This window comes from Actinotignum schaalii, from assembly GCF_028864145.1.
In the GTDB taxonomy this organism is placed as follows: domain Bacteria; phylum Actinomycetota; class Actinomycetes; order Actinomycetales; family Actinomycetaceae; genus Actinotignum; species Actinotignum schaalii_B.
The window spans coordinates 58,270-80,846 of record NZ_JARBHJ010000004.1 but is presented as its reverse complement, the minus strand read 5'-3'; the positions used below and the strand labels follow the sequence as shown (position 1 = coordinate 80,846).

16 protein-coding genes are annotated in these 22,577 nt (G+C 62.5%); 12 read left to right on the top strand and 4 right to left on the bottom strand.

Annotated features, from left to right (window positions below; genetic code table 11):
• The first annotated feature begins 125 nt into the window (after window positions 1-125).
• The 8 genes from PWJ82_RS01760 to PWJ82_RS01725 all read left to right on the top strand — a co-directional run bounded on the left by PWJ82_RS01760 (window position 126) and on the right by PWJ82_RS01725 (window position 12,691).
• Window positions 126-4,337 (top strand): SdrD B-like domain-containing protein, encoded by a 4,212-nt coding sequence (locus PWJ82_RS01760; protein WP_274735045.1) that lies wholly within the window; start codon window positions 126-128, stop codon window positions 4,335-4,337.
• 269 nt (window positions 4,338-4,606) lie between these two features.
• On the top strand, window positions 4,607-5,089 hold the full coding sequence (locus tag PWJ82_RS01755; RefSeq protein WP_016442182.1) for a tetratricopeptide repeat protein: 483 nt from the start codon (window positions 4,607-4,609) through the stop codon (window positions 5,087-5,089).
• A gap of 21 nt (window positions 5,090-5,110) precedes the next feature.
• Window positions 5,111-6,343 carry a hypothetical protein gene (locus tag PWJ82_RS01750; RefSeq protein ID WP_274735044.1) on the top strand — a complete coding sequence of 411 codons (1,233 nt, stop codon included), beginning with the start codon at window positions 5,111-5,113 and terminating at the stop codon, window positions 6,341-6,343.
• A gap of 83 nt (window positions 6,344-6,426) precedes the next feature.
• Entirely contained in the window at window positions 6,427-8,220 is a 1,794-nt protein-coding gene (locus PWJ82_RS01745; RefSeq protein ID WP_274735043.1) for a glycoside hydrolase family 13 protein, read from the top strand.
• A gap of 258 nt (window positions 8,221-8,478) precedes the next feature.
• On the top strand, window positions 8,479-9,828 hold the full coding sequence (locus tag PWJ82_RS01740; RefSeq protein ID WP_274735041.1) for an ABC transporter substrate-binding protein: 1,350 nt from the start codon (window positions 8,479-8,481) through the stop codon (window positions 9,826-9,828).
• A gap of 132 nt (window positions 9,829-9,960) precedes the next feature.
• Window positions 9,961-10,803, top strand: coding sequence for a carbohydrate ABC transporter permease (locus PWJ82_RS01735; RefSeq protein ID WP_016442187.1), 843 nt, complete (start codon window positions 9,961-9,963; stop codon window positions 10,801-10,803).
• A gap of 158 nt (window positions 10,804-10,961) precedes the next feature.
• Complete coding sequence (locus PWJ82_RS01730; RefSeq protein WP_081637306.1) at window positions 10,962-11,792, top strand: carbohydrate ABC transporter permease; 831 nt, start codon at window positions 10,962-10,964, stop codon at window positions 11,790-11,792.
• A 128-nt stretch (window positions 11,793-11,920) separates the two neighbouring features.
• The gene (locus PWJ82_RS01725; RefSeq protein ID WP_274735039.1) at window positions 11,921-12,691 is read left to right on the top strand and encodes a hypothetical protein; all 771 of its coding nucleotides are present in this window, start codon (window positions 11,921-11,923) and stop codon (window positions 12,689-12,691) included.
• Window positions 12,692-13,298: 607 nt separating this feature from the next.
• Here PWJ82_RS01725 and PWJ82_RS01720 read toward each other — a convergent pair.
• Window positions 13,299-15,662 (bottom strand): glycogen/starch/alpha-glucan phosphorylase, encoded by a 2,364-nt coding sequence (locus PWJ82_RS01720; protein WP_274735038.1) that lies wholly within the window; start codon window positions 15,660-15,662, stop codon window positions 13,299-13,301.
• A 222-nt stretch (window positions 15,663-15,884) separates the two neighbouring features.
• Here PWJ82_RS01720 and PWJ82_RS01715 point away from each other — a divergent pair, with 222 nt between their 5' ends.
• The 4 genes from PWJ82_RS01715 to PWJ82_RS01700 all read left to right on the top strand — a co-directional run bounded on the left by PWJ82_RS01715 (window position 15,885) and on the right by PWJ82_RS01700 (window position 20,323).
• Window positions 15,885-17,168 (top strand): adenylosuccinate synthase, encoded by a 1,284-nt coding sequence (locus PWJ82_RS01715; protein ID WP_016442191.1) that lies wholly within the window; start codon window positions 15,885-15,887, stop codon window positions 17,166-17,168.
• 293 nt (window positions 17,169-17,461) lie between these two features.
• Window positions 17,462-18,412, top strand: coding sequence for a phosphoribosylaminoimidazolesuccinocarboxamide synthase (locus PWJ82_RS01710; RefSeq protein WP_016442192.1), 951 nt, complete (start codon window positions 17,462-17,464; stop codon window positions 18,410-18,412).
• Between the two features lie 78 nt (window positions 18,413-18,490).
• Window positions 18,491-19,840, top strand: coding sequence for an NADP-specific glutamate dehydrogenase (gene gdhA, locus PWJ82_RS01705; protein WP_274735037.1), 1,350 nt, complete (start codon window positions 18,491-18,493; stop codon window positions 19,838-19,840).
• 108 nt (window positions 19,841-19,948) lie between these two features.
• Window positions 19,949-20,323, top strand: coding sequence for a sterol carrier family protein (locus PWJ82_RS01700; RefSeq protein WP_274735035.1), 375 nt, complete (start codon window positions 19,949-19,951; stop codon window positions 20,321-20,323).
• Window positions 20,324-20,776: 453 nt separating this feature from the next.
• Here PWJ82_RS01700 and PWJ82_RS01695 read toward each other — a convergent pair whose 3' ends face one another.
• The 3 genes from PWJ82_RS01695 to PWJ82_RS01685 form a co-directional block, all read right to left on the bottom strand.
• A complete protein-coding gene (locus PWJ82_RS01695; protein ID WP_016442195.1) occupies window positions 20,777-21,052 on the bottom strand; it encodes a DUF3073 domain-containing protein in 276 nt (91 codons plus the stop codon).
• Between the two features lie 264 nt (window positions 21,053-21,316).
• Entirely contained in the window at window positions 21,317-22,015 is a 699-nt protein-coding gene (locus PWJ82_RS01690) for a DUF3618 domain-containing protein (protein WP_274735033.1), read from the bottom strand.
• Window positions 22,012-22,512, bottom strand: a complete 501-nt coding sequence (locus PWJ82_RS01685; RefSeq protein WP_274735031.1) for a phage holin family protein — start codon at window positions 22,510-22,512, stop codon at window positions 22,012-22,014. Before PWJ82_RS01685 ends, PWJ82_RS01690 begins: the two co-directional genes overlap by 4 nt.
• Window positions 22,513-22,577: the final 65 nt, after the last annotated feature.

Here is a 22,577-nt window from a genome sequence, read left to right as displayed (position 1 = left end):
TTTGTCAAGCATGCAAGGTTATTGAGGTCGAAAAGCTCAATAACCCGGACTTTCTGTTGGTATAGCAAGGGAAAGTCCGGGTATTAGCAACCATTTCTGTCTATTTACCCCGCTTAGAAGTCTCGGTGGCTGAACCTGCAGAGCAAAAAGCCGCCGGGGTCCAAGCCGGAGCTCTGGCCAGCTATGACGTGCAATGGTCTTGCGCCGGCGTGCAAGGCCAGTGCGAGAACACCACTCTCAGTGTCACCATCCCCGGCCTGGTTGATTACGTTTCCGATACCGATAAACTCCCACTCACCCACGTGAGCGCCACCAATTCTTCCCATGACCAGGCCGCGCTCCCGGTGCGTGAGGGTGATACCTACACCTGGAATTTGGGCACCGTGCCGGTGGGAACCACCGGTGGCATGCGCGTGCAGGTACGCCCCGAGAACCTGCGCTGGCCCGAAGGTGAAGCAATCCGCCCGAAGGTAGCCAGGGAAACTAACGGCCAGGTGGCCGATCCGGTAGAACTCACCACGCCGGTGCATGCCAAGCCCAGCATCGCGGTGCGTAAATTCGCACCCGAATCCCATCCGGCTATCGGTGGTCAGTACACCTACACCATCACCGCCGGTTACGAAGGTGCCTTCAATACCAACGAAAATAAATTTAAGGACCCGGGCACCGGTGTTCCCGGCCTCATGGGCCTGACCGAAATGCGTCTGGTTGACACCCTGCCTGAGGGTGCGGAATTTGTGCGTGCCACCGATGGCGGGACCTACGATCCGGCCACCCGCACCGTCACCTGGGTAGTTCCCGGCTCGCCCATCGTGCGCGCCGTCGCCGATTACCGCGTGACAGTTGTTTTCCCCACCGGTGCTTTCACCGAGGGCGTCAGCGCCACCAACAATGTGGAAGCCACCGGCACCCCGCTCGATCCCAAGCTCGCGCCCGTCACCGCCACCGATTCCGTGACCCGCCAGCTGCAAAACCTGCGTGCCGAAGGTAATTTCCGCAAAACAGCCAATAAGGCCGTAACCCAGCGCGGCGGGGAAGCCGTGTGGAATATCTCGTGGTCGAATACCGGGAATGTTCCGCTGCGCATGCACGTGGCTGATAACCTGCCCTGCCGCTACGTTTCCCCGGAGAATCCCGGCGCCTGCGCCACCCCGGCCCTGCGTAATATCACAGCAGCCCTGGTGCGCCCGCTCCTCAAGAAGGTTCCCGCCAAGGTCACCTACACCACCACGGGTGGGAAGGAGCTCAGCGTCGACGTCGACCCCACCACCACCCGCGATTTCCCGCTCACCGTTCCGGCAGGAGAGGAGATCACCTCCATCGCCCTGGATGCGGACGTGATGAACAGTGAACGTGGCGATATCACGCTGGAAATCCGCGGCACCGTGGTCGATGACTTCCCGGCCGATGTGCATAACGGCACCACCGCACCCGATGGCGCCACCTACAGCTACGCCCCGAACTACGAGGTCCCCACGCTGGAAAATCGCGCCGTCGTCACCGCGCAATCCCTTGACTTTGCTGGCAACCCCACCCCGGAACTGCCCGCGAAAATCACCACGCGGGAAGCTGCGGCGCAGGTCGCGATCGTGGACGGCTATCCCACCTACGGGGTGTCGAAAACCTCGCACCTGGGCGGCCAGATGGTGGGCAACCTCGACACCAAACCCGGTGAGCTCTTCCAAACCGGCCAGACCTACACCTTCGGCCTGGGCTTCTACACCGGCAAGGGCGCCAAGCTCTACCCGGTGATTATGGATCTGCTTGCCCCGGGCATGGAATACGATCCCAAGCAGCAGATCACCACTTCCGCGAACTGGCCGGCCTCCCTCCCGCTGGACAAAATGCGGGTGGAAACCGAGATGAAAAAGGTGGACGGCAAGCAACGCCAGCTGGTGCGTTTCACCTGGCCGGACGACGGTACGGGCGATTATTTTGCCCCGCCCAGCACCGGGGATCAAAGCCGCTCCAACTCCTCGGAAATGGTGCTTTACTTCGGCGCGAAAATCACCGCGGCCACCGAGCCCGGCGAAAACACCAACGACATGATCCTCGCGGATGCCAAGCGCCCCAACCTCGGCACCGCCGTCGCCCCGAACCAGTGCATCCGCAACTGGTGGGCGCGCACCGATAGCCGCAAACTCACCGATAACCTCGACGGCCTCAACCGCCCCGAAGCGAGCGGCTGCACCACCTCCACGAAGTTCAACGTGGCGGGCTTGCCGGCGCTCGCGGGCAAGAATTACGTGAAGGGCGACGTCGATACCGAGTTCCAGGTCAACCCGAATTACGGGACGGTTTCGCCGGCCTCCAATGCTGAATTCAAGCTGGACCTCCTTAATAACGGTAATGCCGGGGCTTCTGGTGTGGTGGTGTACGATGTGCTGCCCTACCCGGGTGATCACGGTGTGAGCGGGGCCAATACCCCCGAGAATAAACGCGAATCCACCTGGCGCCCGCGCCTGAACGGACCGCTGACCTTCGGGGAGGGCACCCCGCAGCCCAGCTCGGTGCTCTACTCCACCTCCGTGAATCCGTGCCGCGGTGAGGTCATCACCCTGGGCGGTGAGCCTAAATCCGGCCCGGAGAATTGCGAATCGGGCACATGGAAGACCGCCGAACAGCTGGGCGGGGACTTCTCCCAGGTGCGGGCATTCCGGGTGGAATTCCCGGATGATGCCAAACTCACTCGCGCGGATACCTGGACGATCAACGCCAATGTGACGGCTCCTGCGGCCGCGCGCGGTATCGCCTGGAATAGCTACGCGGTCACCGGTAAGAATGCTGAAACTGGCGCGCCGATCATCACGACCGAGCCGGCGAAGGTCGGGCTGACCATGCCCTTCGACCTTGACCTCACCAAGGAAAATATTCACGCGAAATCCGCTGATCTCAGCGTGCTGAGCGAGAAGACCGCCGCTGATCCCGCGCACGCCGGCCTGGCCGAGGGCGTGGCGCTCGCTGACTTGGAGAAAAACAACGAAACTGATCGTTGGGCCACCGGCTCCGTGGTGGAGTATGTGGTGCGCGCGAAGAACGAAGGCCCCGGCTTCGCCACCGGCGTGGAAATCACCGATATGCTCCCCACGGGGGTCACGTACGTGGGCTACTGGAGCACGAATGGCGGGTACGATGCCGCCACCGGAACCTGGCGCATCAATGACACGGTGACCGAGGTGGTCGATCCTCACACCGGCGATCCGGTGGAGGGCGCGGACCCGAATGCCACCGATGATGCCTACCTGCGCTTCACTCACGAACGCGGGATCGCCCCGGGCAGCGAAGAGGTGCTGCACCTGTACGCGGTGGTTGATGAAACCGCGCGCGCCCAGCAGGTCTGCAACGAGGCGCTCACCCCGGCCAAGGAACGCCTCGATTCGAAGGGCCAGAAGTTCGCGGGTAAACAGGCGAATGCCTGCCTGACCGTGGGCGTGGACCTGGGTGATCGCATCTGGGAGGACGTCAATAACAATGGCGCGGACGATCCGGGTGAGCCGGGCCTGGCGGGTGTCACCGTGAAGGTATTCCGCCCCGGCGATACGAAACCATTTATTACGACGACGACGGACGCCAGCGGTAAGTACCTTGTGCGCGGCCTGGAACCTGGCACGTACTCGGTTGTGGTCGATCGCGCTACCCTCCCGAAGCGTGAGGGAACCTGGGAAACTACCCATGTCCGGGAAGGCTCGGGCGATAAGGCGAAGGCCAGCTCCGGGAACATCACCCTGAGCACCGCCAATGTGCTGGATGCCGATTTCGGCTTCCACTACGTGGCGCCGGTCCCGCCCGTGCCGCCGCAGCCCCCGGTCCCGCCGGAGCCGCTGGTCCCGCCGGCACCCGAGCCGACAACTCCGGAACCGACCACGCCGGCCCCGCAACCCACGACCACGGCGCCCGCACCGCAGCCAACCTCGGATCGCGTGCAGCCGGAACCTTCGCCTAGCGCGACACCGACGGCACCCGCGCCGCAACCCGAGCCGAGCGCTCCGGAACCGACCGCGACGGCAACTGTGCCGGCACCCGAGCCGAGCTCTCCGGAACCGACCACGCCGGTGCCGACCACGCCGGTGCCGAGCACCGCGGTTCCCACGGCGAGTGCCACGGTGCCCGCGCCGCAGCCCAGCGCAAGCACGGACGGGCCGGCGGCGTCGTCGACCCCGAGTGCGACCCCGGCGCTGAGCCCGAGTGGCACGTCGAGCGAGACTCCGGCCTCGCCCGCGAATGCTGGCTCCGGCCCGCGCCTGCCGCGCACCGGCGCTGGCGTGCTGGGTGCCGCGGGAGCGGTCCTCGCGCTGCTGGCCGGTGGGGTGCTGGTGCTGCGTCGTCGTGGAGAATAATCCACCGCGGTAAATCCGCAACCGTGTAGCGATAGGGCGGGAGCCCGAGCGTGAAAGCGCCCGGTCTCCCGCCTTTCGCGTGTGCGCTGGGCCTAGGCACGGCGTGTGGCGCAGGGCCCCGCCATCACGCTTCGCGCGCCCGTGTCAGGTATACCTTCCCCGGGTTTGTGTTTCCGCTCACAAGTAATAGAATAGTCAGTGGTCCAGGCCACGGCCTCGCGCCGGTGGCCGCTCCCACGTAACTGAACAAGTAAGAAAGAAGCCCGCACATGACGCAATCACCAGTCACTCCCGCGTATCCGGAGCCTGCCGCCCGCGATCCGCACGAGGGCAAGCGTGCGGGCCTTGCCTATTTCAACGATGCCCAGCAGGCTTTCAGTGCCGGCAATCTCAAGCAAGCCGCGGAGCTCTACCGGAAGGCAGCGGATACCTTCGAGCGGGATCCGGAGCTCTATCTTGAGCGCGCTGTCGCCAACGGCCAGCTCGGGATTTCACTCAAGGCCATCGGGGAGATGGATGAGGCCGCAGACCGGCTCGGCCGCGCGATCGCGCTCTTCCAACAGTTCCCGGAAAACGGCGACGCCGCGGTCAGCATGGGCAATTGCTTCTGGCATATCGGGGAGATCAACGAGGAAGCCGGCGATTTTGACGCTGCCCGCATCTCCTACAACCAGGCGTATTCGGCCTACCGCACCGCGCCGAATACCCAGGAGCTCCAGATCGAAGTCCTCCAAAAACTCCGGTCCATCTAGGCCGGCTCATCGATCTCAACGATGTCTATGCACGCCACCGTTACCGAGCTGCTGCGCGCCGGGCTCGCCGCCCTCGAGCGCCACAATGAAGATGAGGCCCGCGCCCGTTTCGTGGAGGCGCGGGAAAGCGAGCGGCGCGCCGCGGGTGCTAGGGGCGCTGGCGGCGGACTTCCCGGCAGTTCCGCGCCTGAGCTTTTTGCGCAGGTGAGTGACCCGGATGCCCTGTATTTCGCGGCGCTTGCCACCGGGCAGTTGGGGGAGAATCCGCTCGATCTCGCGCGCCGCGCCGTGGAGGCGTATCGGGTGGCGCCGGCGTCCTTGCGGGCCGCGCGCGCCTGGGAAACGTACGGATATTTTTTGCACGACGGCGCGAACGACGCCGCAGCCGCTCAGGCTATGCGGGAGGCGGCCGGCGTGTACGCAGCCTTGGGTGGGCATGAGGCCCAGCAGGCCAATGCGCTGTATAACGCCGGGATCTCCTACGCGGAAGCCGGCGATCTAGCCGCTGCTATCGCGGCTTTGGAAGCGGCGCTGCTACCCGCGGGTGCGCTGCCGGAGGTGGACCTGGGGCGGGTGGCTATTCGGGCTACCCTCGCCGCGGCACGCTTGGACGCCGGGCAGTTCGCGGCCGCCGCGCGCGATTACCGGGTGGCAGAGGCGGCTTTCGCGGCGCTCCCCGGCCAGGAATTTAATGCGATTGATTGTGCTTTCGGGCGGGCTCGCGCGGTGCTCGGAAGCGGGGACTACCCGGCCGCGGCGGCGCATTTCACGGAGGTAGCGGCACGCGCCACGGCGCTCGCCGGCGAGGAGCCGGCTGGCGTGGAATCAGCCGGCACCGCATCGGCTGCCGAGCGTGCCGATGCTGCGGGTGTGCCCGAGTCAAACGCCACCGCCACCGAAGCCGAGCGGGCTGCCTGGGAAGTGGCCGCCATGTCCTGGCATCACGTTGCGGTGGCCCATGCCAAAAACGGCGCGCCCGCGCAGGGCGTGCCCGCTATGGGCACAGCCGCCGCGATCTACGCGGGACTGGGCGAGGAGCTCTCTAGTGCCCACTGCCGCGGGCTGCTCGGCGATTTGCACGCTGAAGCTCGGGATATGACCGCGGCGCGCACCGCCTGGCAGGCTGCCATCGCGGCGCTGGAAGCCGCTGCGGCACAGGCCGCGGCAGGCGGCGGGGAATTACCGGCCGGCCCGGCTCGGGACCTGGAAGAATTCCGCCGCAAACTCAGCGCTGCCGGGGGAGTGCTCGCCTAGCTGCCTGCGGCGTCGTACCTATCACGTAAGCTTGGAAGTGCGGTGCTAACCGGCACCGGTTCCCGGCAACGAAGAGGTTGATCGTGACAGCACAACACCCCGGCACTGTTATCCACCCGCCCCAGCAGCGTGACCAGTGGTGGCGCGATGCCGTTATTTACCAGATTTATCCGCGTTCCTATGCGTCGAGCGGCGGGCCGCTCGGCACCCTGCCCGGCATCACCGAAAAATTCGATTATTTGGAGAAGCTCGGGGTGGATGCGGTGTGGCTTTCGCCCTTCTATGTTTCCCCGCAATTTGATGCCGGGTACGACGTGGCCGATTATCGCGACGTCGACCCGCGCTTCGGCACCCTCGCCGATGCCGAGCGGCTCATTGAGGTAGCCCACGCGCACGGCATGAAAGTCATTGTGGACATCGTCCCGAACCACACCTCCTGGGATCACAAGCTGTTCCGGGAAGCGGTGCTGGCAGGTGCAGGCGCACCGCAGCGCGATAATTTCTGGTTCCACCCCGGGCGCGGGGAAGATGGGAGCGAGCCGCCCACCGATTGGCTTTCTTCCTTCGGTGGCCCGGCCTGGTCTCAGGTCAAGGATATTCCCTGGGTGAAAGGCACCCCGCAGGAACGCGAAGAAACCTGGTACCTGCATTTGTTTGACCGTTCGCAGCCGGATGTCAACTGGGAAGGCCCGGCTATTCATGATGAATTTGCTCACACCATTCGTTTCTGGATGGATCGCGGCGTGGATGGGTTGCGGGTGGATGTGGCCCACGGCCTGGCCAAAGACCCGGCCCTCCCGGACTGGCCCTACAAGGTGGAGGAGGTGCGTTATAACCCGGATGTAAGCGTGCCGCCCGCGCCCATGGCCAACCAGCCCGCCGTCCACGAGATTTACCGCGAATGGCGCTCGATCCTGGACGAATACGGGCGTGACCGCATGATGGTGGCCGAAGCCTGGGTGGATACCGAGGAAGACCTGGCCCGCTACGTGCGCAGCGATGAAATGCAACAGGCTTTTAACTTCGAATACCTTTCCGCGCCCTGGCGCGCGGACCGCATTAATGCGCTGATTGAATCCTCGCTGCGTGCCACCGATGCCGTGGGTGCCCCCACCACCTGGGTGCTCTCCAATCACGACACCCTGCGCGCCACCTCGCGCCTGGGACTGGAGGGCGTGACCACCGGCTGGTGCGGGAACGGCCCGAGCGGCATCGGCCCCGATGACCCGCAGCCAGATGCGGCGCTGGGGGCGCGCCGGGCCCGGGCCTGGCACACGCTCACCGCCGCGCTGCCCGGCTCCTACTATCTCTACCAGGGCGAAGAGCTCGAACTGCCCGAAGCCACCCAGCTGCCGCCCGAATCTCGCGAAGATCCCACCTTCGCGCGCACGGGTGGCGCGGAGCTGGGTCGCGACGGCTGCCGGGTGCCCATTCCTTGGCGCGCGGATGCCCCGGCCTTCGGATTCTCTCCCGACGGGGAAAGCTGGCTACCCCAACCTGCCGATTGGGGCCGTTTCGCGGTGGATACCCAGGAGGCCGATCCGGAATCCGCGCTCGCCTACTACACGGAGCTACTGCACCTGCGTGCCCGCTACGACCTGGGCCTGGGCGGATTGCGCCGCGCCCCCGAGTATGCCGGAAGCGGCGTCGCGCTCATTAATTATGCGGGCGGTTCTGGGAAGGGCGGTTCTGGGAAGGGCGACGCCGCCGCCACTTCCCGCGGGGACCTCTTGATTATGACGGCCTTCGCCGAGCCCCTCCCCCTGCCCGAAGGCTGGGCGGTGCTCCTCAGCTCCGCATCCTTGGAGGAAGAAGGGGTGCTCCCACCCGATACCACGGTCTACCTGGTGCCTTTCCGCACGGATACCGAGGAGTGATGCTGATGGCGCGCGTGGCGGCGTCGTCGCCGAAAAGGGACGTGCCCACCGACACGGGTGCGCTCACCGGAACGGGCGGCGTCGCCACGACCACCGGACGCACACGCGAAGGTGACATTAAATTAGAACTGTAGAAAGCAAGATAAGTCACACTGTGGTGTAAACTAGTATCACCACACAGGTAAGGGAGCCGGGCGCTACGGTGCTGTCGCGGCTACGGCTTTCTTGCTCGCATTGACGATCATAGGAGACGTAACGATGCATTCAGTGAAGAAAATTGTTGCACTCGCCGCAGCTGGGTTGGTGGCCATCGCGGGATTGGGTGGCTGTGTATCCAATTCCGATAGTGGCGGTAGTGACGGTGGGGCCGGCAAGGTTTACTACCTCAATTACAAGCCTGAATCTGACCAGGCCTTCCAAGAATTAGCGAAGAAATACCACGAGCAAACCGGGGTGGATATCAAGATCGTATCCGCGACCGGCGGCTCGTATGAGCCCACTCTCGCCAATGAGCTCGGGCGTGCGGATGGCCCCACCATTTTCCGGGTGGATGGCCCCGTCGGTCTGGCCAAGTGGAAGCAGTACGCCAGTGATATTTCCGATGCGCCCTTCATTGAGGCCATGACGGATAAGGACATGGCCCTCAAGGGCGATGACGGCAAGATTTACGGCGTCCCCCACGCGGTGGAAGGCTTCGGCATCATTTACAACGATGCTATTTTGCAGAAGTACTTCGCGCTACCGGGTGCCAAGGCTAAGTCCGTGGATGAAATCAAGAACTTTGACAAGCTCAAGGAAGTCGCGGATGATATGCAGGCCAAGAAGGATGAACTTGGCATTAAGGGCGCTTTCGCGGCCACCTCGCTCTCGCCCAATGAAGATTGGCGCTGGCAGACCCACCTCATGAACTGGGCGCTGCATTACGAATTGCGCGATAAGGGCGTATCGGATACCGGCCAGATTGAAGGCACCTACCTGGATAATATGAAGAAGATCTTCGATCTGTACCTCACCGATTCCACGGTAGAACCCTCGCAAACCACCGCGAAGGCGGTCACCGATTCCATGGCGGAATTCGCGCTGGGCCAGGTGGCTTTCGTGCAGAACGGTAACTGGGCCTGGTCTCAGATTGATGGCGTATCCGGAAATACCGTGAAGCCGGAAGATATCCACTTCCTCCCCATTTACATGGGTGTCAAGGGCGAAGAAAAGGCCGGTATTTCGGTAGGTACCGAAGCTTACCTGACCATCAATAACAAGGCCTCGGATGCCGATAAGAAGGCATCGATGGACTTCCTCAACTGGATGCTCAACGATCCCACCGGCGCTAAGCTCTGCGCGGAGGACCTCGGCTTCATTGCCCCCTTCAAGGAATACGCGAGCTTGTCGCCCACCGATCCCCTCGGTAAGGAAGTCCTCAAGTACATGAAGGATACCGATAGGTACAACGTTGCCTGGGACTTCCAGGTGGCTCCCTCTATGGAGTTCAAGAACGGGCTGGGGCAGCACCTGAGCCAGTATGCCGTCGGTAAGGAAAGCTGGGATCAGGTGAAGGACTACTTCGTCACCCAGTGGAATACTGAGAAGGCAGCCGCCGGGGTGAAGTAGCGGGGCGGCGCGGGCGCAGGCCGTGCGCTACGCAGCCAGCGCCCGCGTCCACTGCTACCACACCCGCCTTGCCTGAGGTGAGGCGCGGGGCTCACCATCGCGGTGGGCCCCGCGTGTCACAGGGGGTTTCTCATGAGAACATTGAAAAAACACGGGCTCGCTTTCGTGGGGCCCACGTACGTGGCGTTCGGGATAGCTTTCCTCGCCCCGTTCTTTATTGGTATTTATCTTTCGTTTACGAATTTCACCACGCTGGATGATGCTACCTGGGTGGGCGTGCAAAATTACGTCAATGCCTTCACGGAGCAACAAAATTACGTCGGGGCGTTGATCTTCACTGCCTCGGTGGCAATTGTGTCCATTATCAGCGTTAATATCATCGCGTTTTTCCTGGCGTATCTGCTCACGCAGAAGCTACCCGCCACGAATTTTTACCGCACGATTTTCTTCATGCCGAATCTCATCGGCGGGATCGTGCTGGGCTACACCTGGCAGTCCCTCCTCAACGCGATCCTCTCCAATTACGGCACCACGCTGGTTAATGATTCGAAATATGGTTTCATCGGCCTCATCTTGCTGGTCAACTGGCAGATGATCGGCTACATGATGATTATCTATATCGCCGGATTCCAGAATGTGCCCGCCGAACTCAACGAAGCCGCGCAGATCGACGGCGCCGGGCGGTGGCGGACCCTCCGCTCGGTCACCATCCCCATGATGATGCCTTCGATTACGATCTGCCTCTTCTTGACCTTGGCGAATACCTTCAAGATTTACGATCAAAACTTGGCGCTCACGAACGGCGCCCCCATGCGGGAAACCGAAATGGCGGCGCTCAATATCGTCAAGAGCATGTACGAGCAGGTCGGGCAGCAGGGAGTATCGCAGGCCAAGGCCGTGATCTTCTTCCTCATCGTGTCCTCGATTGCGCTTATTCAGCTGCGCGCCACCCGCACGAAGGAGGTGGACCTGTGAGTACCGAAACTGGAAAACGCGCTGTCGCCGCTGAGTCCCAGGGCGCCGTCGTTCCCGCGAAAACGCGCACGGAGGTACGCGACTCTGCTCGCGCGGGAGCACGCGGTACTGATCCCGTGGCAAAGCCGAAGCTCAAGGCCCCGCGCCACCGGGTGCGCATGACGCCCGGGCGTTGGGCGGCTGTGGGCTTCCTCGGGATTCTTTCCCTCATTTACGTGGTGCCGCTGCTCTTCATCCTCGTGAATTCTTTCAAGGGGCGTTTCTTCATCTCGGATGACCCCTTCAGCCTCCCGGCCGGCGAAACCTTCGCGGGGATGGATAATTACCAGACCGCGCTGAACCTATCCGGCTTTATGCGGGCCCTGGGCTGGTCGTTCTTCGTGACGGTGGCCTCGGTGCTGGTGATTGTGTTCTTCTGCGCGATGACGGCCTACTACCTGGCGCGGGTGCGGAGCTGGTGGACGTCGCTGCTGTACTACCTGCTGGTGTTCTCCATGGTGGCGCCTTTCCAGATGGTCATGTTCCCGACCGTGAAAATCGCGGACAAACTGGGGCTGTCCTCTCCGTGGGGCCTGGTGGTGCTCTACCTCGGCTTCGGGGCGGGGCTTTCGGTCTTTATTTTCGCGGGTTTCGTGCGCTCGATTCCCGGCGAGATCGAGGAGGCGGCGTCTATTGACGGTGCCGGGCCCTTCAAGACCTACTTCCAGGTGGTCATGCCAATGCTCAAACCCACGGCGGTCACGGTCGCGATCCTCAACACCATGTGGATCTGGAACGACTTCCTGCTTCCGAACCTCGTGATCGGGCGCGAGGAGGCTTACCGGACCGTCCCGGTGGTCATCCAATTCCTGGTGGGCTCGAATGGAAATAAGGATCTGGGGGCCCAGATGGCGGTGCTGGTGCTCGCCATTATTCCGATTATTATTTTCTACCTCTTTGCGCAGCGCTATATTGTGGAAGGCGTTGCGGCAGGTTCCGTCAAGGGTTAAGAAGTACGACGACGCCGCGGCGCCGCGCACCCGATACCGGGAGCGCGGCGCCGTAAGTCGGCCACGTGGGGCTTTGCGGGCGTGGGCCGGTTCGCGGGCGCGGGGATGCCACCAACTAAAGGAGATGTATGCGCCGGATTTTCGATCCTGACTCACCTTTCCAGCGCGGACTTTCCGACGCCGTCATCCTGGTGGAGCTCAATATTATGACGCTGCTCGGGCTGCTCCCGGTGGTGAGCGGGGGAGCCAGTTTGGTGGCCTCGGCGCGGGTGAGCGCCCAGCTGCTTCGCGGCGAGGCGCCCCGGCCCTGGCGCCTCTGGTGGCAGCACTTCCGGGCCGCTGCGCTGCCCTCGCTGGCCTGGTGGCTGCCCACTCTCGGCCTTCTCGGTCTGGCCTGGTGGGAAAACCGCTGGGTCTTCGGCCTGGCTGCCCCCGGCCTGGCCGCCCCCGCGGCAGGGCTCAGCACCGACGCGGCCGCTCACGCCGCCGATTCTGCTCTAGCCGGGCAATCGGTCGCCGACTCTGCCGGGGTGCTCGCTACTAACCCCGCAATCGCCGCGGATCCGCGCATGGCTGGCATCCTCTCCGGCCTCATTATTGTGGCCCTCCTGCTTGTGCTGGCGGTGCTGGTCTGGCTGGTGACGCTCCAGGCATTCTTCTCCAACGCCTTCCTGGAGCACCTAGGTAACTCGGTGCTCCTCGCCATCACCCGGCCGCTACGCACGGCCGCGTGCGTAGCGGCCGCGGTGGCGCTCCCGCTGGCCTGGCTTTATGCGCCGATATCGCGCTTGGCCATCTTCTGGGCATTGGCGCTGGCCGGGCTGAGCGTCCCGCTTTACCTCACGGCCTGGCTGCAACGCCCGGTTCTCGACGCCCTCCTCGCCGAAGCCGAAGGCTAGCCCGCAGCGCCGGCAGCTGCCAGCGGCCCGGCATTCCCGGCCCGGAAACAAAGTGTGCGTGAGAGCACCGGTTCGGGGCGATTTTGTGTCTCTTACGCACACTACGCGGGATGCGCTGTCTGAGATGCACGCTTGGTGCCCGCCAATTCACCGCCCCGGCCGGAGGCGGGTGCTTTTTCCGCGGTGTACTTCGCGTGTACGACATCTGCACTACAGCTCGGACAACACACACCGCACCCGCGGGGACTGGGCCAGGCTAAGCCTGTGACGATTACGCGCCTGGCAACACACACCGCACCCGCGGGGACTGGTGTGAATTCTGAGTTTGGTGTGACTATTGACGTTTGTAAGGCCCGTGAGAATATCGCGGCGTCGTCGTTCTTAAATATGAGAAGCCGCCTGCGCGTGAACATTGATAGCGGGCAGGCTGGGCCGCGAAACAAAAATAAACGCGGGCGGCGGGATGTGCCAGAATCACACACCCGCCGCCCGCTTAGTTTGCGTGCGCTTTGCGTCGCTGCCCGCGGTTCGCGCAGCTGCATAGCCGCCCGCATGGGTTGCTTTGCGCGCAGCTTACGCAGCCGCGCAGCTACACGCGCTGCACGCGCTACTTAATCGGCGCTGCCTTCACGCCCCAAATATCGCGGCCGTAGTCCGCGATGGTGCGGTCGGAGGAGAAGCGGCCCGAGCGGCAGATATTGATCCACGCCTTGCGGCCCCACTCTTCCTGCTTGGCGTAATCCGCGGCCATACGGTCGCGGGTGGCCCGGTAATCAGCGAAATCGCCGAGCACGTAGTACACATCCGGGGTCTCCCACGAAGAACCATCCAGCAAAGACCCGAGAAGATCGTGGAATTCGCCGGTCCCGCCGTCGCTCACGGTGCCGTCCACCAGGGCGTCGAGCACCCGCTTGAGCCCGGGCACGGTCTCGTACTGTTCGCGCGGATTGTAGTGCGCCCGCAATTCCGGCAGCTCCTCTTCGCGCGCCCCGAAAATATAGGCATTTTCTTCGCCCACGGCGTCCACGATTTCCACCGTGGCCCCGTCCATGGTGCCCAGCGTCAGCGCGCCGTTCATCATGAACTTCATATTGCCGGTACCCGAAGCTTCCTTCCCGGCCAGGGAGATCTGCTCGGAAATATCGGTGGCCGGAATAATATGCTCGGCCGGCGACACGTTGTAGTTCTCCACGAAGAGCACGGTGATCTTCCCGCGAGTATCGGCGTCGTTATTCACCAGCTTCGCCACTTCGTTGATGAACTTGATAATCGCCTTGGCGCGCTTGTATCCCGGCGCGGCCTTCGCCCCGAAAATGAAGACCCGCGGCGGAACCTCCAGGCTGGGATTGTCCTTAATCCGGAAGTACAGATCGAGGATGTACAGCGCGTTCATGAGCTGGCGCTTGTATTCGTGCAGGCGCTTAATAATCGTGTCATAAATAGCATCGGTGGGAATATCAATGCCGTCACGGCGCTTAATCCAACGCGCGAAATCACGCTTATTTTCCGCCTTGATCTCCATGAGACGGCGGTAAATATCCGCATTCCCGCGTTCCTCGATGGTGGCTAGCTTATCCAGATCCGTGACCCAGGAATCATCCCCGAGCACCTCGGTGAGCAGCGCGGCCAGGCGCGGATTGCAATTATGCAGCCAGCGGCGCGGCGTCACGCCATTCGTCTTGTTATTGAAACGCTCGGGCCAGATGTCGTACCAGTCGTGGAGGGTATCGCGCTTGAGGATCTCACTGTGGATCGCGGCCACCCCGTTAATAGAGAACGAGGCATAGCACGCGATCCAGGCCATATGAACCAGCCCGCCGGACAGCGGCGCCATGTACTCAATCTTGCCCGGGTGGAAACCGGCCTCCGCCAGCTCCGCGCGGAAACGGCGATCCATTTCCGCCACGATGTCATAAATACGCGGGAAAAGCTTGGTGAAAATCGAGGTTTCCCAGGTCTCCAGCGCTTCTGCCAGCACCGTGTGGTTGGTGTAGGCGAAGGTCTGGGAAACAATCTTCCAGGCATCCTCCCACCCCAAGCCTTCCTCATCCATGAGCAGGCGCATGAGCTCCGGAATAGCGAGCACCGGGTGAGTATCGTTCAGCTGGATCGAGTTGTACTCCCCGAAGGAACGAATATCTCCGTGCGCTTCCTTATGTTCCGCGATCAGGCACTGGAGGGAAGCCGAGCAGAAGAAGTACTGCTGGCGCACCCGCAGCACCTTGCCTTCGTAGGTGGTGTCATTCGGGTAGAGCACCCGGCACAGGTCATTCACGCGCTCGCGTTCCACAATCGCATCGGTGAAACGCTGGGAATTGAAAGCGTCGTAATCGAATTCTTCCAGGGGCTCCGCCTTCCACAGGCGCAGCGTATTGACATTCGCGGTGCCGTAGCCGGTGATCGGCATATCATAAGGAACCGCGCGCACATCCATATCCGCGAACTTCACGTGCTTGGCTTCCGCCTCCCGGCGCACCACGAAAGGTGAACCGTTTTCCATCCACGGATCCGGTTCTTCCTTCTGGAAACCATCCACGAAGCTCTGCTTGAAAAGGCCGTAGCGGTAAAGGATCCCGTAGCCGACCACGGGGAAATTGAGGGTAGCGCACGAATCCATGAAACAGGCGGCCAAGCGCCCCAGCCCACCGTTACCGAGCGCGGCATCGGGTTCTTCATCGAGCACATCGGTGAGGTTGAGACCGTAATCTTCCAGGGCCTTGCGGGCATCTTCCACCAGGCCAAGATTGACGAGATTATTGAGAAGTGCGCGCCCCATGAGGAATTCCGCGGAGAAGTAGCTGGCGCGCTGACCCTCCCGGTATTTCTTAGTGGTAGCTTCCCAGTTATCGGCCAGCCGGCTCATGGTGAGCTCGGACAGCCCCTCCCAGTAATCGCGCAGGGAGGATCCGGAGGTTGAAACACCGGATACCGAACGGGTAAAAGCCCCGAGTGGTTGAGTCAGTTCAGACATTTTTCTCCTCGAAAAATATTAGGGCACGTGCCTCCTCTACCTTAGCTGAGAAACTTTCTGAAAATGTGCAAAGATGCCCGCGGCGGGCTGTGGCGGTTATTATTGTGTAGTAAAGCGGGACGTTAGCCTGGGCTGTCCAACGGTGGCGGCACGGTAGCCGCAGAGCGGCACGGGCGGCGGAGCTCTTTACACCTGTTTGATATAACGAGGAGATTAGATACTATGCCCGCGGTCATTATTCTCGGCGTCCAGTGGGGCGACGAAGGAAAAGGCAAGGCAACTGACCAGCTCGGCCAGCGTGCCGATTATGTTGTGAAATTTAACGGGGGTAATAATGCCGGCCACACGGTCAGCGTGGATGGCCAGAAATTCGCTCTCCACCTCCTCCCGTCCGGCATTCTTAATTCAGATTGCATCTCGGTGATTGGCAACGGCGTCGTCGTTGATCCCGAAGCGCTTTTCGCGGAAATGGCGGAGCTGGAATCGCGCGGCGTTTCCACGAAAAACCTCCGCATCGCCGGAAATGCCCACGTCATCACCTCGTATACGAAAATGTTCGACCGCCTCAACGAGGAGGTCCTCGGCGACGGCAAAATTGGCACCACCGGCCGCGGCATCGGCCCCACCTACGCGGATAAAGCCAATCGCGTGGGGATCCGAATCGTAGACCTCGTGCACCCGCGGCGCTTGCGCGGGCAGGTGGAGACCGCGGTGGCGCAGAAAAACTTGGTGTTGCGGGCCCTGGGGCGCGAGGAGATTAATGTCGACGACGTACTCACCGAGCTCCTCGCCTATGGGGAACGCCTCGCACCCATGATGATTAGCGCCTCGCGTGAACTCAACGAGGCCCTTGATGACGGCAAGACGGTCGTTTTTGAAGGCGGGCAATCCACCCTCCTGGACATCGACCACGGCAACTATCCCTATGTGACTTCCTCGAATGCCACGGCCGGCGGGGCGGTCACCGGCAGCGGGGTGGGCCCTACCCGAATCGACCGGGTGGTGGGTATCGTCAAGGCCTATGCCACCCGCGTGGGCGAAGGGCCTTTCCCCACCGAGTTGCACGGAGATACCGGCGATTGGCTGCGCGAAGCGGGCGGTGAATACGGGGTGACAACCGGGCGCCCGCGCCGCTGCGGCTGGTATGACGCCCCGGTGACACGCTACGCGGTGCGGGTCAACGGCCTGACGGACCTGGTCCTCACCAAGCTGGATGTGCTCACCGGCGTGGAAGAGATCCCGGTGTGCGTGGGCTATGAGATTGACGGCCAGCGCGTTCATGAATTCCCCATCGATACCTGGGATTTCGCCAATGCCAAGCCCATTTACGAATATCACCCGGGCTGGACGGAGGACATCTCCACGGTGCGTGAATTCGCGGACCTGCCCGCCAATGCGCAAAGCTACGTGCGCTGGCTGGAGGAGATGGCCGGTTGCCGTTTCTCGCTCATCGGGGTGGGTCCGGATCGCGAACAGACGATTGTGCTCCACGACCTGCTGGGCTGAGCTTGGCGGCGCGGCCGCGTGACGCGGAGCGGTAGCTCGCGGGCGCGCCGCCAGCTGCCCCACGGGCAGCTGCGCCGTCGTGCTTTACCCCGCTTGACCTACGTAAATGCGGCATAGGTGACTTAGCTCCCAGGACAGGCGGTGAAGATTCCTTTACTATAAGGAAAGAACGTTGTGTGGGGAGAATCACCGTTGGGCTGCGATGCGTGATGCAGAGCCCGCGGTGATCCCTCGCGCAACACCGGAGCGGGAACGCGAAGGAGCCTCCCGCGTGAAGAGATTGAGGGGCGGGAATGTCTACACACACCACAGGTAGCCTTGTCCCCATTCGGGGATGGCAACGCACCTACTCCGGGAAGGTGCACGATTTATACCGGCCCGTGCCCGGGGGTGCGATGGCCGGGATGGATACCTATCTTATTGTGGCCTCGGATCGCATCGCGGCTTTCGACCACGTTGTTCCCACATTCATTCCGGACAAGGGCGAAATCATCACCCGGATCGCCCGCTGGTGGTTCGACCGCACCGGGGACATCGCAGAAAGTCACTACCTCCCCGGCGGCGTCCCGCGGGATATCGCCGCGCGCGGGATCCTGGTGCGGGCCCTGCGCATGCTCCCGTACGAAGTAATGGTGCGCGGCTATCTGACCGCGGGCGCGGTGCGCTCGCTCGGAACCCTCGGCACTCTCGATGCCATGCCGTACAACGGCGCTATCGAGGTGGGCGCCAAACTGGAACTACCCTGGGTCGGGATTGCGGAAAAGCGCCGGCCTGGCTGCCCGGATATCCCCATTCCATGGGAGGAATTCATACTTCGAGTGGGGGAGAGCACCGCGGAGCGAGTGCGCGTGCTGGCTCTCAATCTTTACCGGCACGCCCACGCCATCGCGCTGGCCCGCGGGCTGGTGCTCGCGGATGCCAAGCTGGAATTCGGTACGGATATGGATGCCGGCTCCAGCCGGCTCATCCTGGCCGACGAAGCCTTCACGCCGGATACCGCCCACTACTGGCTTTCCACCGACTACCGTGCGGTGAAATCCGGGGAGGTGCTGCCCACCCCGGAAGCGCTGCGTTCTTTCGATAAGGACGCTGCCCAGGTCTGGCTCATGTCCCCGCAATCCGGGTGGAATGCGGAGCAAGGCACCCAACCTCCAGCCCTTCCCGCCGCTGTGGTGGCCGATATTCGCGACCGTTACCTGCGTGTTTGTGAAATGCTCACCGGGGAGCGCTGGCCCGGGCGGTAAGTGTGACGTGCACCGCGGAGTCGTGTTCGCGGTGCGAAATCTTACCGCGAAAGCACCCGGACGTTTTACCATTTTGATATGCATTACGCGAATAAAGTTTACGATCAGGTCGTCGCCGCCAACCCGGGCGAACCCGAATTCCATCAGGCCGTGCGCGAAGTTTTCGACTCCATTGCGCCGGTCCTCGATGCTCACCCCGAGTACGCCGACCAAGCCATCCTGGAACGGCTCGTCGAACCCGAGCGCATCATTGCCTTTCGGGTGCCGTGGGTGGATGACGCCGGGAAAATTCGCGTCAATAAAGGCTATCGGGTGCAATTCAACTCCGCGCTCGGGCCCTATAAGGGTGGCTTACGCTTCCACCCCACCGTCTACCTCGGCATGCTCAAATTCCTTGGCTTCGAGCAGATCTTCAAGAACGCGCTGACCCGCCAGCACATCGGTGGCGCCAAGGGCGGGGCGAACTTCGACCCCAAGGGTAAAAGCGATAACGAAGTGATGCGCTTCTGCCAGTCCTTCATGACCGAGCTGCAGCGCCACATCGGCCCGGATAGTGATGTTCCCGCCGGTGACATCGGCGTGGGCGGGCGCGAAATCGGCTATCTTTTCGGCCAGTACCGCCGCATCCGCGATAGCTTCGACGCCGGCGTGCTCACCGGCAAAGGACTCGGCTTCGGCGGCTCGCTCGCGCGCACCGAAGCCACCGGTTACGGCGCGGTCTACTTCGCCGACGCCATGCTCGCCGCGCACGGGGAAAGCTTGGACGGGCGCACCGCGGTGGTATCCGGTTCCGGGAACGTTGCGCTGTACGCGATTGCGAAGGCGCAGCAGCTGGGCGCGCGCGTGGTCACCGCCTCGGATTCTTCCGGGATGGTGTACGACGACGCCGGCATCGACGTCGAGCTCCTTCGCCATATTAAGGAAGATCTGCGCGGGCGGGTCTCTGATTACGCGGCGCAGCGCCCCGGGGCCCGGTACCAGGCCGGGGCGAAGGTATGGAACCTGGTTGAACTGGGGATTCGCGCGGATATTGCTTTCCCGTGTGCCACCCAGAACGAGCTCAATGAGGCCGATGCGCGCCAGCTTCTCGACGGGGGAGTGCGCGCGGTGGTGGAAGGTGCGAATATGCCGACCACCCTCGAGGCCACCCACCTGCTCCAGGAGAACGGTGTGCTCTTTGCGCCCAGCAAGGCCGCGAACGCCGGCGGGGTGGCCACCTCCGCACTGGAAATGCAGCAGAATTCCGCACGGCAAAGCTGGGACTTCGAGAAAGTGGATGCCAAACTGCATGACATTATGCGCGATATCCACGACACCGCCCTGGATGCCGCCGCCCGTTACGGCCACGAAGGTGACTATGTGGTGGGCGCCAATGCCGCGGGCTTCGAGATGGTCGCGGAGGCGATGATTGCCCAGGGCGTGATCTAAGAGCGGTGTGCCCGGAGCGCCCGGCGCGTTCGGTGTGCCCGGAGCGCTCGCGGTGGCGCCGTCGTACCTTAGGTGCCGTTGTTATCCAAGCCGTCGTAGAGTGGATCCGTGACACGAAAAATCGATAGCGCGGACGCGCTGCCCCTCCTCTCCCGTTTTCACGCGGGTGAGGAGCTCAGCGCGAGTGAATCGCGCACGGCTGTGCGGTTCCTTCTCGAGGAGTTTGCGGCGCGGCATCCCGGGCACGCGGTGGAAATCCGAGTTCCTTATGTTGGGGCGGTGCAGGCGGTTGCCGGGGTGCGCCACCGGCGTGGTACCCCGCCGAATGTGGTCGAATGCGATGCGGGCACTTTCTTGGGATTGTGCGTGGGTACTCTGAACTGGGATGAAGCCGTGGCTTCCGGGCGGGTGGACGCTTCCGGAACCCGCGCGAACCTCTCCGAGTTTCTCCCCCTGGTGCATGTGGCCGGCTCGGCTCGCTGAGCCGAGGGTGTGGAGCGCCGATCGCGGGAATCCCATAAGTCACACAAGTCTCTGGAGCCTCAACAGTCACACGCGTCCCGGCGGGGGGGGGAGGTGTTTTCCGAGCTGTAGTGCAGATGTCGTACATGCGAAGTACATCTCGGAAAAACACACCCGTCTCCCGCCGGCCCAAGGTAGGCAGGATGGGTCATTCTCAAGCGTCAAGGCTGTAAAAGGTGCGTTTTGGACTGTTAGGGCCGCGGAGTGTACGCCACGGACATTAAATCGCGGAAAAACTGTCACCCATGTACATTTTGTTAGCTGACCGAGTCTCTCCCCCTCAAAGTGCGCGTAAGGAACACGAAATCGCTCTGAAACGGCGCTCTCCCGCGCACTTTGTTTTCGGGCTTGGCTTGGAAACAATTGTGCCGGCAGCCTTGGGGCCGCCGGCACGTTCGTTAACGGAATGAGTACCTATTTGGTGGCTGGTGGAATATTGTTCGGATCGTAGTCGTCCGCCCAGTCATCGTCATTGTCATCTGACTCGTCGTAATCTGCGTAGTCTGCGTAACGAGCGTACGGATCATCCGAGGAATCGTAGTGGGATTCCTGACGCGCATCACGATTAATACCCAGCTCACGTTCGAGAGCGGCGTAATCAGTATCCGGTGTAAAGTACTTGAGATTCCGGGCTACCTTACGCTGCTTAGCCTTCTGACGGCCGCGCCCCATGAGCTCGACCCCCTTCATCTCATCTGGGCTCTTCTAGCCCGGTTTACTATTTCGTGACCTATATTAGCCGCTGTAGCCCATAGATGGCTATGTGACATACGTGGAAAGAGTACGGCGCTCCTCACCTTTCCCAGGTAGATGGCCTGTAAAGAGCCTGCGAGCCCGCGACAGGTGTCACGCGCCACGCCCGCAGTTCAGGTCTACAGGCCGCGGAAATGATTCGCCCCACCTCGGGGCAACGTACCTCCCGGCGAGCAACCCGCGGGTGAAGGCGCCGCGCAGCTACTTGCGCCGGTGCCCGAAGAGGGCACTACCCAGTAGTGTGACTGCACCCAAGGCGGCAATCCCAAGACCAGCCACCACGGCCAGCCCGGTTTGTTCCCCGCGCCGAGCATCGGCAATAACATCCTGGGCTACCTGCGCGGGCGAGGGAATTCCTGCGGAGCAATGCCCGGCGGAGCAGTGGCCGGAGCACCCGTGGCCGGCGGCGGCGTCGTCGTAATGGTGCGCGCCACCGCATTCACACGCTCCACCGCACGTCCCGCACCCCTCGCATTCTGCAACCGTGACGTCGGTATCGGCACAACCGCAACCGCACGGGCCGCAGTCATCGGCACCCGCGGCGCTGGCACCCACGCCGGCGAAACGCTCCTTCGCGGAATCAGCCAGGCAGTTCACTTTCTCTTTCGCGGTGTACGCGAAATCGGAGGCTTTGGCGGAGGCCTCGGCCGCGGTGCTCTTCGCGCTATCCGCAAAAGCCGAAGCCTTATCCTTCGCGGCTTCTGTCAAAGCAGCAGCCTTATCTTTCAGGGTGGCCGTGGTGGAAGCCACCTTATCTTTAGCGGCATCCGTAGCGTTTTTGATATTCGTGCGCGGATCGAGGCGATCCACCAGCTCATTGACGGTGGCGGTTAGCTCCGCGCGGGTGCGTTCGATATCGCGCTGGATGTCCTCAGGTTTACGGTTATCGGAAGCGCTCACTTCGATAGGCCTTTCTTCACGGCGTCGACGTCCTTGCTCAGGCCGCCAACAAGATTAGTTGGATACTTTCCGGATTTCTTGAGTTTGCGCAGCCCCAGCAGCGCGAGCACCGCAATGATAAGGAGCAGAATCCCGGCAACTGTCAGGTAGCCGGCCCACCAGCGCCCACCGAAGACCATCGTGAAGAAAGCCGCGGCCGCGTGCAGCAGGAAACCGAACATAAACAGCGCCAGCACGCCGGCCACCGCGAGGAGCACCCCGCCCATCCCGAGATTGAGGACCTTGTGCTTGAGACTGGCCTGGGTGTACTGAATCTCGTCACGAACCAGGGTGGAGAACTGAGCCGTGGCGGAGGAGAACAATTCGCCCACGGTGCGGCGGTTCGGTTCGCGTGCCGCGGCTGCTCGCGCTTCTTCGGAGGAGGACGCCACGTAGCCGGAGCCCGGAAGTGGCCCGGTGGTGCTTGCCCGTGCGTTCTCAACATCTTTTTGCGCCATCACATCCCCTTTGCGTCGGCCAATAACGTGGCGATAGATACATTCTAGTGTGCCCCAGAAAGCTT

What these genes read in the sequence shown, in the direction of transcription:
- PWJ82_RS01755 (WP_016442182.1), top strand. Translation starts at nt 4,607, where the DNA reads ATGACGCAATCACCAGTCACTCCCGCGTATCCGGAGCCTGCCGCCCGC.
- PWJ82_RS01750 (WP_274735044.1), top strand. Translation starts at nt 5,111, where the DNA reads ATGTCTATGCACGCCACCGTTACCGAGCTGCTGCGCGCCGGGCTCGCC.
- PWJ82_RS01740 (WP_274735041.1), top strand. Translation starts at nt 8,479, where the DNA reads ATGCATTCAGTGAAGAAAATTGTTGCACTCGCCGCAGCTGGGTTGGTG.
- PWJ82_RS01735 (WP_016442187.1), top strand. Translation starts at nt 9,961, where the DNA reads ATGAGAACATTGAAAAAACACGGGCTCGCTTTCGTGGGGCCCACGTAC.
- PWJ82_RS01730 (WP_081637306.1), top strand. Translation starts at nt 10,962, where the DNA reads ATGACGCCCGGGCGTTGGGCGGCTGTGGGCTTCCTCGGGATTCTTTCC.
- PWJ82_RS01725 (WP_274735039.1), top strand. Translation starts at nt 11,921, where the DNA reads ATGCGCCGGATTTTCGATCCTGACTCACCTTTCCAGCGCGGACTTTCC.
- PWJ82_RS01720 (WP_274735038.1), bottom strand. Translation starts at nt 15,662, where the DNA reads ATGTCTGAACTGACTCAACCACTCGGGGCTTTTACCCGTTCGGTATCC.
- PWJ82_RS01715 (WP_016442191.1), top strand. Translation starts at nt 15,885, where the DNA reads ATGCCCGCGGTCATTATTCTCGGCGTCCAGTGGGGCGACGAAGGAAAA.
- PWJ82_RS01710 (WP_016442192.1), top strand. Translation starts at nt 17,462, where the DNA reads ATGTCTACACACACCACAGGTAGCCTTGTCCCCATTCGGGGATGGCAA.
- gdhA (WP_274735037.1), top strand. Translation starts at nt 18,491, where the DNA reads ATGCATTACGCGAATAAAGTTTACGATCAGGTCGTCGCCGCCAACCCG.
- PWJ82_RS01695 (WP_016442195.1), bottom strand. Translation starts at nt 21,052, where the DNA reads ATGAAGGGGGTCGAGCTCATGGGGCGCGGCCGTCAGAAGGCTAAGCAG.
- PWJ82_RS01685 (WP_274735031.1), bottom strand. Translation starts at nt 22,512, where the DNA reads ATGGCGCAAAAAGATGTTGAGAACGCACGGGCAAGCACCACCGGGCCA.